Source organism: Xenorhabdus thailandensis, from assembly GCF_037996785.1.
Lineage (GTDB): Bacteria > Pseudomonadota > Gammaproteobacteria > Enterobacterales > Enterobacteriaceae > Xenorhabdus > Xenorhabdus griffiniae.
Genome location: NZ_JBBMXF010000016.1, coordinates 83,019 through 97,219, shown reverse-complemented (window position 1 = coordinate 97,219; position 14,201 = coordinate 83,019). Strand labels below are relative to the sequence as shown.

The following is a 14,201-nucleotide window of genomic DNA, read 5'->3' as shown; positions in this document are numbered from 1 at the left end:
AACTATGATGATTTACTTTTATGGATAACAATCGACCTTTGTTGAAATCACCATTGCCTTACTTTTCGGCAAAAGAAAACGTGCTTTACACTGCTCAAACTGCCCACTCCCCCATTGAACCGAAAGCTGACCTTGTTCTGGCACACCACCGAAATAAACTTCTCCCCCGTTACCAACGATGCTGTGATTTGCAGTAGAACGAAAGGTGTTTTCTCCATTCACAGTCGCTATTGCGCCAAAAGGGATAGGGTTACCCTGATAAGTCAAAGTGAACAATACCCTGCGACCGAGCCATGTCTGGAAGTCAGCCAAAACCATGGCTCCCTGTGTTGGAATAACAGTCTGGATATTGGTTCCAATCTCCACACCTTCCCCAAAAGAATCCGGTGACAGAGCGATACGATTACGATGATAAGGGCTAACATAAGGCAATACAGCATAACCTTGTCCATCAGTTTCAACACCGCCATAGCCAGTAACCTTAATGCCGGTAGCTCCAGATGTTTTGACCAAAACAATCGTCTCCCCCAGCGGTTGCGATAAAGTCAAGCCATAGCGATGGGCAACCATCCCCCCTCTAAGGCCATAATTAATCTGTTGTGCGTTATTACCATAGTGATATCCGCCAGATAACACCCCATAACGGCCTTTATAGTTAAGGCTTATATTACTGCTAGTGCCTTGACCGTCATTACTGTGACTCTGTTGCAGGGAGTAATTCAATCCATCTAAAGCCGTACCCCCCAAGCCAATTGACTGGTTAATATCGCCACGGCGATTATGATTGATGCTATAAGTTGCCCAGCTACCTGGTAGCCCCCGCTCAAACGGGATCTGTATATTGAATGCCAGTTGGTTGTCAACCATTGAATCGCCGGCATTCCTGCTTTGGACGTAATTCAGGGTGTAATGAATATTGGAATAATTTACGCTATATCCCACATCCAAATTGCGGCTAATACCTCTGCTTTCCCAATCATTCTGCACATAGCCAGAAAAATAGAGGCTGCCATAATCCGACAAACTTTGGCTCAGTGTGAATTGAAATTTATGTTTATTTTGATGTGATGGCTCATCGAACACCTCCCTGTTATTGGCGTCCTGAAATTCGTAAAAATGGGGTGAAGGGTAATAATAATTTGTCAGGGAAAAATTCGTTCCAGTTTGTTCGAAGTCTTTAGCATACTGTGCCCGATAGACCCAACCCCGTTGTTGACCTTGATTGATAATATCAACCTGCGACTGTGTGATATCAAACGCCAGCGATCCCCAGCAACCAAGGCTATATCCTATACCAACTGCATATGCTTGATATTTCGCAGACAATAACAGACCGCCATACAGGGTTGTTGCATATGGCAGGCCGTAATAAACCTCGCTTTGCATAAAGAATGGCTGATGGGCATCTGCGTGCAAATTACGGTATTTTCCTACCGTAAAATTGTATTTTAAATTCCCTTCCCTCAACATCACAGGAATTGATGAAAATGGTTGAACAAAATAGCGCTCACGGCCATCTGCTTCCCGAATTACGATATCCAAATTTCCCCCAGAAGAGGTTGGATAAAGGTCATCAATAACAAAAGCGCCGGGCGGAACATTAGCCTGATAAATGATATACCCGTTTTGACGAACAGTGATCTGCGCGTTACTTTCTGCGATCCCTCGTACCACTGGGGCAAATCCCCGCTGGCTATCTGGCAGCATGTTATCATCCGACATCAAGGTGATCCCCCGAAAAGCAAATCCGTTAAACAGATCCCCTTGTGTATTGGTCTCACCAACTACAAGCTGGCTTTTTAGGGTATGAATATCTCGCTGCAAAGATGTACTCAAATTTTCCCAATGGGGTTTATCACTATTGTTTCTCCCAAAATTCCGATAGTAGGTGGAATAATTTCGTAAACGCCAGCTTCCCCAATTAAAGCCACTACGTAAATTCATATAGAAATTATTCGTACTAGAGTCGTTTTTACTCCAAGTGTTAGTTCCATTCAAATCATAACTGATCCATAGTGCCGATTCTCCTTGCTGCCAAAGTGATGAATCAATCGCTTCGCTCGCTATCGTTACCATCTCCGCCTGAGGAATGGTAATCAATAGGGTTTGCTGGCTCAGTTGTAATGATGCACTGGCATAAGGAATAACATTAGGTAAATCAGAAAATTGATCTTCTGGTTTCAAACCAGGGAAAGCAGATACATTGACTCCCCAGTCAACTAATTGTTGAACCGATAAGACAGGTTGCAGTTTTTTTTCTGCCCCTATCACAAATTGGATATCCTGTGTGCCTTTGTCCTGATCATTAACACGGACAGCAACTCTATATGTTCCTGGCGCACTGCCCCCTTTTTCGGCAAAATAACTTAAATCAGGTAGCGGAGCAGACGGATCATCGATTTCCAATGCATTGAGGTCGAAATATTCACTGGAATACCCAACAGTAGGTATCACCAATGTCATCGTTAACAACAACCAATTATAGGCAACAGAAATAATCAAGCTCATGATACCAAGCGTCTTGTGACTGATAGGTTATTATAGGGATGACAATGTTTGGTATTGGGGCTCAGTGATACCACCATAATCATTGATGGCTCTCCAGATAATGTTATTACCAGAGCTTATAGGTAACGGCCATTGTCGGTTGCTAAAGGGTGCCACCATGCCAGCTTCTGGTATTACACTGTTTCCAAGCCTGATGTCATAAAAGGAGACATAAAATGGTGTAGGATTCTGCACCACCAATTGCCCTGCTTGCCGGGAAAAGATCAACTGCTGATAAGCCGTTACAGCAAGTTGTTCTGTTAACCCTTTTGGACGATAAAAGAGTTTTATCCGGTTTTTCAGCGAGATTAATAAACGATTTGATTCATCATTTTTCGAGGCAGGAATGGCCTTAACGTTAAACCAAAAAATAGATTCACGATCCTGTGGCAGTGTGTTATCCATTAAAATAATTCGTAAACGATTTTCCTGCTCACCATCCAGACGAAATAAAGGCGGTGTCACTAAAAATGGGGCTTTTTGACCAGAAGATTCAATCGTTGGGGTAAACATATCGACCCAAGATTGAATAAGGTATACATCATCTTGACTATCGTTGATGACGGCAATAGCAACTTCACGTTGTGAAGATTCATAGATCACCCGAGTACTACTCAGTGATATTCCAGCGTGGACAGGAGGGAGAAAGAAAACAGGCAGAATAAATAGTAGCCCGATAAAAAAATGTTTTGACATAACGATCCTATCCCTACATCACTTCAAAATAAAAAATATTCCCACCAAGTACAGTGGGAATATCACAGGTACAATAAAAAAAGAAAACGGAAATGTAAGGAGTTAGAGTTAGTCGTATTCTACTGTAAATGCAGCCCTAGCCTGAACTAAGCCAGATGTAATATTATTTTTGTCTTTTATCGCTACATATTTAGCAATAAATTGCAATTCCTTAAAAGTATCTCTGGTAGTTAAGGTATCAACTGTCACAAGTGGTTCTCCTATTCCGATTTGCTCTCCTGATTTATTATAAATACCAATGCCAACCCCTGTTGCAGGAGACCCCGAAGCAGTATTCGCTAATACCTTGTTATTACCACGATCTTGAATACCAGTAAATCTAATCTTTACTGAAGAATTATCCGATGATTTACAACCACTCAGTTTAATTTTAAAAGGTGTATCACCTTTAGCATCACCTGTATTTGTAAAATCACCCACACCAACATCAGCCATAGTGACATTACCACCATCACCCGCTACAGCAGTAGAACATGTTCCTTTCGTCACTTTACCGGTAAAAGTAATACTGCCATTGTTATTAATAGCAAATGCAGAAACAATCATAGAACTCCAAATTGTCACAACAATAGCTGATTTCATTAATAACTTCATTTATTTATTCCATTTATATTATGCGTGTAGAATCCATCGAAATGAATTTATATTTCGATTTAAAACCCATAGAAATTAATATTAAAAATTTAATTTATTCCATCTCAGAATTTAATAAATATAGTCCTTTAAATTATGTAGTCTTAATAATTATATTTTTAATGATTAAAAGAGAAATTGGAGATATATTTATTCCTATATACCAATCTAACCTCAAGATGCATGTGATTTCTCCTCGCTTCACAGGGATAAATCACACGAATCTTTAGGTTAGATTGTTATATTTATAAGATAAATGATTAACTATCATTTTCATAAAGAGAGAATGAAAATGCTCTTTAAATTAATTCCAGAAGAAATGAAACAACAACCACAATGGCAAGGATATGAGGATTAATTATGCGTGATTAATCTATAATATGGTGATCACCTTATATCCCCGCCCGCATTGGGCGGGGGTTTTCGGCGGGTTTTGCTAAACAATCACCTTATATTTATTATTTTTTTCTTAATAAAATACGGTCGTTGTCAATGCTATCTTGCTCCCCCAATCGTTGCCGTCATTCTGATTTGACGATTATCGGTAATTTCAAGGTTGGACAGTACAACCAACCGAGGAAGTATACGGCGTAAGAAACGAGACAATAGCGGACGCAGTGCATGGTTGACCAATAATACAGGTGGCGCCCCCAACATTTCCTGACGCTCCAATGCCTCTGCCGCCTGACGTTCCAAACTTTCCGCCAGACCCGGCTCCAGTCCGCCGCCATTTTGCAGTGCTTGCAGCAGCAATCGTTCCAAACCCGCATCCAAACCAATAACTTTGATTTCATCTGTACCTGGGAACCATTGCTGGGCAATCGCCCTGCCAAGTGCAATCCGAATCATGGCCGTCAATTCGTAAGGATCTTTTTGTACCGGAGCATGTTCTGCCAGTGTTTCAACAATAGTACGCATATCGCGAATTGGCACTTGTTCCGCCAGTAAGTTTTGCAAAACTTTATGCAGCGTTGTCAGGCTTACCACATCAGGAATGAAATCCTCTGTTAGTTTTGGCATTTCCTGACTGACGCGTTCAAACAATTGTTGCGCTTCCTGTCTTCCAAACAGTTCACTGGAATGCTGGGAGAGCAAATGGTTTAAGTGAGTCGCAACAACTGTGCTGGCAGCCACGACGGTATAACCTTGCACCTGCGCCTGTTCCCTTAGACTGTCATCAATCCAGACAGCAGCCAGGCCAAAGGCCGGATCTGTCGTTAAGTCACCCTGCAATTCACCTACAGCACCGCCCGGATTAATCGCCAACCAACGTCCCGGATGGGCTTCTCCACGCCCAATTTCTACGCCTTTCATCATGATACGGTAGCTGGCGGGCGCCAATTCAAGGTTGTCACGAATATGCACAACTGGTGGCAAATAGCCCACTTCTTGCGCGAATTTTTTGCGAATACCGCTAATACGACCCAGCAATTCGCCGTTTTGGCGGAAGTCTACCATTGGGATCAAACGATAACCCACTTCCATTCCGAGTGGATCTTCCAGTTGTACATCAGACCATGAAGCCTCTGCGGTTTGTTGTTGCTCTTCCACCGCTTTCATCTCTTCATGTTGTGTCACAAGCGGATTTTTTTCCTTACGCAGTAGGAAATAGCCCACGCCCGCTAAAGCCGCCGTAAATAACAAGAAAACGAAGTTAGGCATTCCCGGGACCAATCCAAGCAGACCGAGTACACCTGCACTCAACATCATTACCTTTGGATTGTTGAAAAGCTGGGTCACCATTTGTTGACCCACATCTTCATCTGTCGCTACGCGCGTTACGATAACACCTGCCGCTGTGGAGATAATTAATGCGGGTAACTGAGCAACCAAGCCATCACCGATGGTTAGCAAGGTATAGGCTTCTGCGGCATCCCCCAAAGACAAATTGTGTTGGGCAACACCAACGATCAAGCCACCAATGATGTTGATCACCAATATCATCAATCCAGCAATTGCATCGCCACGTACAAATTTGCTCGCCCCATCCATTGAACCGTAGAAATCCGCTTCCTGTGTCACCTCGGCACGACGTTTTTTAGCTTCATCTTCGCCGATCAATCCTGCGTTCAGATCAGCATCAATCGCCATCTGTTTACCAGGCATTCCATCCAATACAAAGCGTGCACCAACTTCTGCAATACGCCCTGCACCTTTGGTTATGACCATAAAGTTAATCAGGATCAAGATAACGAAGACTACAATACCGATGGCAAAATTACCGCCAACTAGGAAGTGACCAAAGGCTTCCACGACTTGCCCTGCCGCGGCAGATCCCGTGTGTCCTTCCATCAGGATAATTCGTGTGGAAGCCACATTAAGTGACAGGCGCAGTAAAGTTGAAAACAGCAAAATGGTCGGGAATGCGGCAAAATCCAATGTCCGGCGAGTGAACATGGCCACCAGCAAGACCATGATAGAAAGCGCAATGTTAAAAGTGAACAGTAGATCAAGCAGGAATGCGGGCAACGGCAGTACCATCATCGACAAGATCATGAGTATCAGAACAGGCCCCGCAAGCATTTGCCACTGGGAGCCTTTTATATTCCCCGATAAACGTAATAATGAGGCCAGATTAGCCATGACGATTATTTTCTCCAGCAAAATCCAGTGCTGGCGGCACTGGCAGATTTTCAGGTTTTTTCGGTTTCAAACCACCTTCCTGTTTCCAACGTTTCAATTGGTAAACCCAGGCAAGGACTTCTGCGACAGCAGAATAGAGCGCCGCAGGAATAAAACCACCTACCTCAGCATGGCGAAATAACGCTCGTGCCAAAGGGGGGGCCTCCAGTAGTGGAATGCGATTTTCCATACCAATTTCTTTAATGTGCAAGGCAATGAGCCCTGCCCCTTTTGCCAACACTTTGGGGGCACTCATTTTTTTGCTGTCATATTGCAAGGCAACAGCGTAATGAGTCGGGTTGGTGACAATGACATCCGCCTTCGGCACATCTGCCATCATGCGCTTACGCGCAGCCGCTCGCTGTTGTTGACGAATTCTTGCCTTTACATGTGGGTCCCCTTCTTGCTCCTTAAATTCATCCTTGATCTCCTGACGAGTCATTTTCAATTTTTTCAGGTGACTGCGGATCTGATAAAACACATCAAACGCCACCATGGGTATCAGCATAAATAAGACAATATAACTGGCAAAAATCAGCATCATCATGGCATCGCTCAAGGCTATCAACGGATGTTGAGCAGCCAAATTGAGCATAGTAGGCCAATTAAGCCAGATAAACAGAGCACCACCACCTCCCACTAGTGATGCCTTCAAAATAGCTTTGAATAATTCCGCCAGCGCATTCATGGAGAATATTTTTTTCAAACCAGAGATAGGATTCAGCTTAGCCAAATCAAATTTGATGGATTTTGAACTGAATAGCAGCCCGCCCATCAATGCTGGCGCACTAATAGCAATCAATACCAATCCGACAAAAATCGGCAGTAGTGCCCAAACCGCCTGCTTTAGTAACCGGCCGACTTGTTGCACCATCTGTTTGTCGTTACTGACCATACTGTGGTCGAAATTGAATCCTTCAAACACCATTAAGGAAAGTTCATGGGTAATCGATTGTCCGCTCATCCAGAGCAGGCTTACCCCTCCCGCTAACATCAAGATTGAGGTGAGTTCCTTAGAACGCGCTATTTGCCCCTCTTTACGCGCTTTTTCCCGTTTATGGGGCGTGGGTTCTTCGGTTTTTTCGAGATCGCTATCTTCAGCCACTGCTTTCCTTGGTGAGCATTCGTGATTACGTGCAGAAAATTTGCCTTTAGGAGTGGGCAAATAAAATTGTGTTAAGCATGACAAAAGCCTAGAAATTCAATGGCGGGAACACTGCAAAATTTGCGGGGGTATTTGGAGCATTATGACAACTGTCTTGAATTGAGATGGCTGTTACCAGCCATCTCAAACCGTTTTTCAATCTGTTTTAACTGGTGCCTTAATATTAATACTATCAGCATTAACGTCACGAATATGATCTTTCGTCAGGCGATAAACAACTGGACTCAGAAAAGCAATTGCTATCAGATTGGGGATCGCCATCATGGCATTAAGGGTATCAGCCAGCAACCAAACAAAGGTTAACGACTGAGTGGCGCCAATCGGCAACGCGATAATCCAAACGATACGAAAAGGTACTATGGCTTTTGGCCCCAATAAATATTGGATACATTTCTCACCATAAAAACTCCATCCCAAAATGGTTGTAAAGGCGAAAATAGCCAAAGCAACAGCAACGATATAGTTGCCTCCTGGTATCACGGTTGAGAAGGAGGCTGCGGTTAGTGTTGCGCCTGTTTGGCCTGTCAGCCAGCCACCGGTAATAACAATAGTTAAGCCTGTCACGGAGCAAACAACGATCGTATCAATAAAGGTTCCCAGCATCGCAATCAAACCCTGACGAATGGGGTTTTGGGTTTTTGCCGCTGCGTGGGCAATGGGGGCACTTCCCATACCTGCTTCGTTAGAGAATACACCACGGGCAATACCAAAACGGATCGCCGCCCAAACGGCTGCACCAGCAAATCCCCCCTGCGCCGCAACGGGAGTGAAAGCTGATTTGACGATTAAAACAAAAGCATCGGGAATAGCTGTAAGATTGAGTGCCAAAACAACAATCCCTGCCCCAAAGTAACCGACTGTCATAATAGGCACTAATTTACCTGCAACATCAGAAATGCGCTTGATACCGCCAATTAACACGGCACCAACCAAAACGACCAAGATACCGGCCGTGATGGTTTTTTCAATACCAAAGTTACTTTGCAATACGTCAGCGACAGAGTTAGCTTGTACTGTATTACCGATACCAAAACCTGCAATACTGCCAAAGAAAGCAAAAAGCGTTCCCAGCCAAACCCATTTTTTTCCTAAGCCGTTTTTGATGTAATACATCGGGCCGCCAACGTAATTACCGTTTTTATCGGTTTCACGGAAACGTACCGCCAAAACCGCTTCCGAATATTTCGTCGCCATGCCCACCAATGCGGTCATCCACATCCAGAACATTGCTCCCGGCCCGCCCATCACAATGGCTGTCGCCACTCCTGCGATATTTCCAGTCCCGATTGTCGCCGACAATGCAGTCATTAGGGCGTTAAAAGGTGAAATCTGACCTTCACCACGTTGTTCATTTTTTTGAAAGAGTAATTTAAACCCCGTGCCTAATTTACGGATCGGTAAGAAGGACAAACGGATTTGCATGAAGATACCAATACCCAAAAGCCCAATTAGCATGGGAACACCCCATACTACCCCGTTTAATGCAGCTAACCATTGTGTAATCAATTCCATATACACCCTCGGCATTCAATATAACAAGTTGGCAACAAAATTATTTCAATTAAATAAAGAGCATTTTGGCAAAATAAGCGAGGATTAATTGAGGGCCTTCAGCAAGAAAAAATGGATACTGTGAGTTAAGTCACTCGTTATGATTACTCTTTACCAACTTTATTGGTAATAATTCTTGTTATACGCATTAAACTTCAAGTTGCAATTTACAACACGATATGAAACCTGATTTCTCCCCGCTTTGCGGGGAAAAATCACAAGCATCTTGAAGTTAGTTTGGTATACATCAATTATTCTGAATTTTCCCTACCAGCCAACCAATTTTTATTTTGACATTAAATAAATTAAAGGTTTTTTATAGTAAATAAAAAGGTATTATTTTCATTTTAAATAGTTATCAAGGTTACTAAAGGATTATCAGTGGCAAGAATTGGTTACATCAGAGTGTCTACAAATGACCAAAATAGTGATTTACAAAGAAATGCGTTAATCAATATTCACTGTGAGCTGATTTTTGAAGACAAAATCAGTGGGAAGACGGTTAATCGTCCAGGGCTAAAACGCGCCTTAAAACATCTTAAACCTGGCGATACTCTGGTGGTTTGGAAATTGGATCGATTGGGGCGCAGTGTGAAGGATCTGGTCACACTGATTTCAGAACTGCATGAACGCGGAATTCATTTTCAAAGTCTGACTGACAGTATTGATACCAGTACGGCAATGGGAAGGTTTTTCTTCCATGTAATGAGTGCACTTGCAGAAATGGAACGTGAACTTATTGTAGAAAGAACCAATGCAGGTTTGGCCGCCGCACGGGAACAGGGACGAATGGGGGGACGACCCGTCGTGTTTACCGAAGCAAATCGACAACAGGCTGTCAGATTACTGAACAAAGGGCATAGCCGGAAGCAGTTGTCGATTATTTACAATGTATCGTTATCAACAATTTATAAGTACTTACCTGTAGGGGAAGTGGTTAATTAGTTTATAAACTCTTTTATCAAACTAACCCACTCTGTTGGCTTCTCAATTTGTACCGCGTGGCCACTATTAATCTCTCTGTAGGTACTGTTGTTAATGTTCTTATAAACTTCACATACCAAATAAGGAGGGATTAACGTATCACTGTTTAAGCCAATAACCAGCGTGTTTTTATCTATTTGAGGAAGATAATCTTTTATATCTATAGATAACCCCAAAGCAATACGTCTTTCTATCCCTTTTTCTGCAGGTTGAGAGCAGATCCGCTGTATAGTCTCATGTCCCAATGATGCGATAAATTCAGGGCTTAGAGCATGTGATAAGGCAAAAGCCATCGCTGATGGTTTGTCATTCAACTCCAAATGTAACCAAGTATTGAATACCAATTGGTGGCGAGGATCATGACTTGTCGCCCACGGAGCGGTCAATATTAACTTATCAATGAGATTTGGATATTTGGCTGCGACAACTGCCGCAACAACGGCTCCCAGGGAAACACCGACTAAATCAACAGGAAAATGGCTGCTATCTTCTATCACAGCAGCAACTTGTTCCACCAGATGCTCAATAGTCAATGTTTCTGGCGGTAGTTCAGAATTTCCACAACCTGCATAGTCAGGAATGATAACAGTTCGGTCACGGCTAAACGCCTTTTTTATCTCTCCAAAGCTACTGTCACCGCTACTATTTGTGCCATGCAGGAAGATAATTGATTTTTTGTTATTTTGCGTATTGTCTGGAAATTCCTTACGGTAAGAAACCAATGAATCTTTTAACTTAATAACTTTATCAATCGACTCCACAATACTTTCCTTTGCATAATCTGAATTAATGCCATCGAAAAAGGCGCTTGGAACTCCCCCAAGCGCACCAAAAATATAAAGTCCTGTTCGTTAAAGCAATTATATTCGTGATCAAAAACCTAAACTATCCAACAAATCATCAACCTGTGCTTGGTTGGTAATCACTCCGGCACTATTTTGGTTAACTTGAGGGCCATTAAGGAGACTGTCGTTCTCTTTTTTCGCTTTAGCCATCTGGTCAGAAGGCATATTTTCCATTAATACCATGACCAACTGTTTTTCTAGCTCCTGAATGACTTCCATCATCCGTTTAATTACCTGCCCAGTAAGATCCTGAAAGTCTTGCGCCATCATAATTTCAAGTAATTGGGTGTTGGTAAATGAGGTATGATCAGGTACGAGATTCAAATAGTTCCTCGTGTCCGTTACCAGTGAACGAGCATCAGTCAGATCCAAATTCTTCGGATTTGCAAACCATTCATCCCAACGTTGGGTTAAGGCTTTGGCTGACGTTTCCAATTCGTTCTGACGGGGCTGTGCTACTTCAACACAGTTCAACACCCTTTCAGCCGCTTGGGCCGTCATTTGGACAACGTAATTCAATCGTTCTCTTGCATCTGGGATCGCTTCAGCCGCCTGAGCGATGGTTTGATCCAATCCCAGTTCACGTAAACTATCGCGCAGCATTCTGGTTAACTGCCCAATACGGCTGATTATCTCACTGGTCGAGATTGCCTCACCTCTCGGCATGACTGGATTTTCACTCATTTTGTCTCCTTAGAGCCCCAGTTTTTCAAATATTTTATTGAGTTTCTCTTCCAAAATAGCCGCAGTAAACGGTTTCACAACATAACCACTCGCTCCAGCTTGGGCTGCTGCAATAATGTTCTCTTTTTTTGCTTCTGCCGTTACCATTAGGACAGGTAAAGCGGCCAGTTTTTCTTCACTGCGAATCATTTTCAGCAATTCGAGGCCATCAATATTTGGCATATTCCAGTCAGAAATAACAAAATCAAATTCGGCAGTGCGGAGTTTAGTCAACGCTTCTGCCCCATCCTGTGCTTCATCTACATTGTTGAATCCCAATTCTTTCAGTAGATTACGTACAATTCGACGCATAGTTGAAAAGTCATCGACGACCAAAAATTTCAGATCCTTACTTGCCATAAAAACTCCTTGGAATTTCACTTATCCAGCAGCACAGAGCGCTGCAAAAATTAACATCAAATACAACTACCAAATACAACGACTAAATACGAACCGATTGCCCTGCACTGATTTTGGCCAACATAGTTTTACTGATTTTTTGAAGATCCATGACTTCATCCACCGCCCCTAACTGGATCGCAGCACGTGGCATTCCAAATACGACACAACTTTTTTCGCTTTGAGCCAATGTGTAAGCACCTGCCTGTTTCATTTCCAGCAAACCCGCAGCACCATCATTTCCCATACCTGTTAAGATAACGCCTACCGCATTGCGCCCGGCATACTTTGCAACAGAACGAAAGAGAACATCGACAGAAGGACGATGACGATTAACCGGCTGGGAATGAGTTATCATGATTTGATAATTGGCACCGCTACGGCAAAGCTCCATATGACGATCACCAGGCGCAACATAGGCATGTCCCGGCAGAACACGTTCTCCATCCTCCGCTTCTTTTACCGTGATTTGACTCAGTTTATTAAGTCGTTGTGCAAAAGAACGGGTGAACCCCGGAGGCATATGTTGAGTAATTAATAAAGCCGGACTGGTGATCGGCAGAGGTTGCAGCAGGTTTTTGATTGCCTCTGTTCCTCCTGTCGATGCCCCTACTGCGATTAGTTTTTCACTGGATAAGAGTGGCTTGAAATTTAATGGTGTTGTATTTACAGCTGTCGGTTCCGCAGGACTAATTCTAGCTTGAGCTGCGGCACGGATTTTTTCAGCAATCAGTTCGCTGTAAGCTAACATACCTTCACGGATACCCAATTGTGGCTTAGTGACAAAGTCTACCGCCCCCAGTTCCAATGCCTTCAATGTAATTTCCGAACCTTTTGCTGTCAGAGAGGAAACCATCACAACAGGCATAGGGCGTAACCGCATCAGTTTTTCTAAAAAATCAATGCCATCCATGCGTGGCATTTCAACATCCAATGTCAGTACCTGCGGATTGTGCTTTTTAATTAAATCGCGAGCAACGAATGGATCCGGAGCACAGTCCACGACTTCCATGTCAGGGTGACTATTGATAATTTCCCGCATGACTTGACGCATCAACGCCGAATCATCCACACAAAGAACAGTTATTTTATTCATGACCCCTCCTTGCCCGACCTACACCGTAAACGGTCTGTCCTTGCAAGTAGAACTCTCGGCTGATTTGAGTGACGTTTTCGGAATGCCCTGCAAAGAGCAAACCATCCGGTTTTAAGAAACTGACAAAACGACGCAAGATCCTTTCCTGTGTCTTTTTATCAAAATAAATCATGACATTACGGCAGAATATCGCATCAAACTTACCTTCGAGTGCCCAATCAGAATCGAGTAGATTCAAGTGCTGGAAACTCACCAATTCAGCAAGTAAAGGACGAACCCGTGCATATCCTTCAAAACGGCCAACTCCTCTGAAAAAATATTTTTTCTTTTGGCTTTCATTTAGATACTGTAATTCTTCCAGCCGATAAATACCCCGTCTGGCTTTTTCCAGCACACTAGTATCAATATCGCTGCCAATGATTTTTATCCGATTTGACCGATGTCCCAGTGCATCACACAAGGTCATTGCAATAGAATATGGCTCTTCACCCGTTGAAGCGGCAGCGCTCCAAACTCGGTACGCGCCGCCATTTTGTCTGCTGGCATGTGCCGCCAAAATAGGAAAATGATGAGACTCTCTGAAAAACGCGGTGAGATTGGTGGTCAATGCATTAATGAAAGATTCCCATTCTTTACTGTGACTGTCCTGTTCCAAAATCGATAAATATTGACCAAAATCATTAAGTCCCAATACACGAAGCCGTCTGACTAAACGGTTGTATACCATCTCGCGCTTATTTTTTGCCAGTACTATGCCAGCCCGTTGGTAGATAAACTGGCAGATGCGCTCAAATTGCGCATCCGACAAAGCATGTCGCTGAAGCATAAAGTTTAGCGACGCAGTAGCATCAGTATCCGAAGCTATTGAATTGGCTTTCAT

12 protein-coding genes are annotated in these 14,201 nt (G+C 43.2%); 1 reads left to right on the top strand and 11 read right to left on the bottom strand.

Annotated features, from left to right (window positions below; translation table 11 throughout):
- Positions 1–18: 18 nt before the first annotated feature.
- The 6 genes from AAC853_RS16120 to AAC853_RS16095 all read right to left on the bottom strand — a co-directional run bounded on the left by AAC853_RS16120 (position 19) and on the right by AAC853_RS16095 (position 9,235).
- Positions 19–2,508, bottom strand: a complete 2,490-nt coding sequence (locus AAC853_RS16120) for a fimbria/pilus outer membrane usher protein (protein ID WP_340615151.1) — start codon at positions 2,506–2,508, stop codon at positions 19–21.
- Positions 2,509–2,538: 30 nt separating this feature from the next.
- A complete protein-coding gene (locus AAC853_RS16115) occupies positions 2,539–3,243 on the bottom strand; it encodes a fimbrial biogenesis chaperone (protein WP_338885228.1) in 705 nt (234 codons plus the stop codon).
- A 108-nt stretch (positions 3,244–3,351) separates the two neighbouring features.
- Positions 3,352–3,897 carry a fimbrial protein gene (locus AAC853_RS16110; RefSeq protein ID WP_340615150.1) on the bottom strand — a complete coding sequence of 182 codons (546 nt, stop codon included), beginning with the start codon at positions 3,895–3,897 and terminating at the stop codon, positions 3,352–3,354.
- 534 nt (positions 3,898–4,431) lie between these two features.
- Positions 4,432–6,519 (bottom strand): flagellar biosynthesis protein FlhA, encoded by a 2,088-nt coding sequence (flhA, locus tag AAC853_RS16105; RefSeq protein WP_338885226.1) that lies wholly within the window; start codon positions 6,517–6,519, stop codon positions 4,432–4,434.
- Entirely contained in the window at positions 6,512–7,663 is a 1,152-nt protein-coding gene (flhB, locus tag AAC853_RS16100; RefSeq protein WP_340615149.1) for a flagellar biosynthesis protein FlhB, read from the bottom strand. Before flhB ends, flhA begins: the two co-directional genes overlap by 8 nt.
- 195 nt (positions 7,664–7,858) lie before the next feature.
- On the bottom strand, positions 7,859–9,235 hold the full coding sequence (locus AAC853_RS16095; protein WP_338885224.1) for an alanine/glycine:cation symporter family protein: 1,377 nt from the start codon (positions 9,233–9,235) through the stop codon (positions 7,859–7,861).
- A gap of 420 nt (positions 9,236–9,655) precedes the next feature.
- On the opposite strand from AAC853_RS16095, the gene AAC853_RS16090 reads away from it, so the two are divergent.
- Complete coding sequence (locus tag AAC853_RS16090; protein ID WP_340615148.1) at positions 9,656–10,219, top strand: recombinase family protein; 564 nt, start codon at positions 9,656–9,658, stop codon at positions 10,217–10,219.
- Here the strand turns inward: AAC853_RS16090 and AAC853_RS16085 are convergent.
- The 5 genes from AAC853_RS16085 to cheR all read right to left on the bottom strand — a co-directional run bounded on the left by AAC853_RS16085 (position 10,216) and on the right by cheR (position 14,201).
- Positions 10,216–11,019 (bottom strand): alpha/beta fold hydrolase, encoded by an 804-nt coding sequence (locus AAC853_RS16085; RefSeq protein ID WP_340615147.1) that lies wholly within the window; start codon positions 11,017–11,019, stop codon positions 10,216–10,218. The two genes, AAC853_RS16090 and AAC853_RS16085, sit on opposite strands and share 4 nt — an antisense overlap.
- A gap of 111 nt (positions 11,020–11,130) precedes the next feature.
- A complete protein-coding gene (cheZ, locus tag AAC853_RS16080; protein WP_338885221.1) occupies positions 11,131–11,787 on the bottom strand; it encodes a protein phosphatase CheZ in 657 nt (218 codons plus the stop codon).
- 9 nt (positions 11,788–11,796) lie between these two features.
- The gene (gene cheY, locus AAC853_RS16075; RefSeq protein WP_338885220.1) at positions 11,797–12,186 is read right to left on the bottom strand and encodes a chemotaxis response regulator CheY; all 390 of its coding nucleotides are present in this window, start codon (positions 12,184–12,186) and stop codon (positions 11,797–11,799) included.
- Between the two features lie 82 nt (positions 12,187–12,268).
- The gene (locus AAC853_RS16070; RefSeq protein WP_340615146.1) at positions 12,269–13,321 is read right to left on the bottom strand and encodes a protein-glutamate methylesterase/protein-glutamine glutaminase; all 1,053 of its coding nucleotides are present in this window, start codon (positions 13,319–13,321) and stop codon (positions 12,269–12,271) included.
- Complete coding sequence (cheR, locus tag AAC853_RS16065; protein ID WP_340615145.1) at positions 13,314–14,201, bottom strand: protein-glutamate O-methyltransferase CheR; 888 nt, start codon at positions 14,199–14,201, stop codon at positions 13,314–13,316. The genes AAC853_RS16070 and cheR overlap by 8 nt, the downstream gene beginning before the upstream one ends.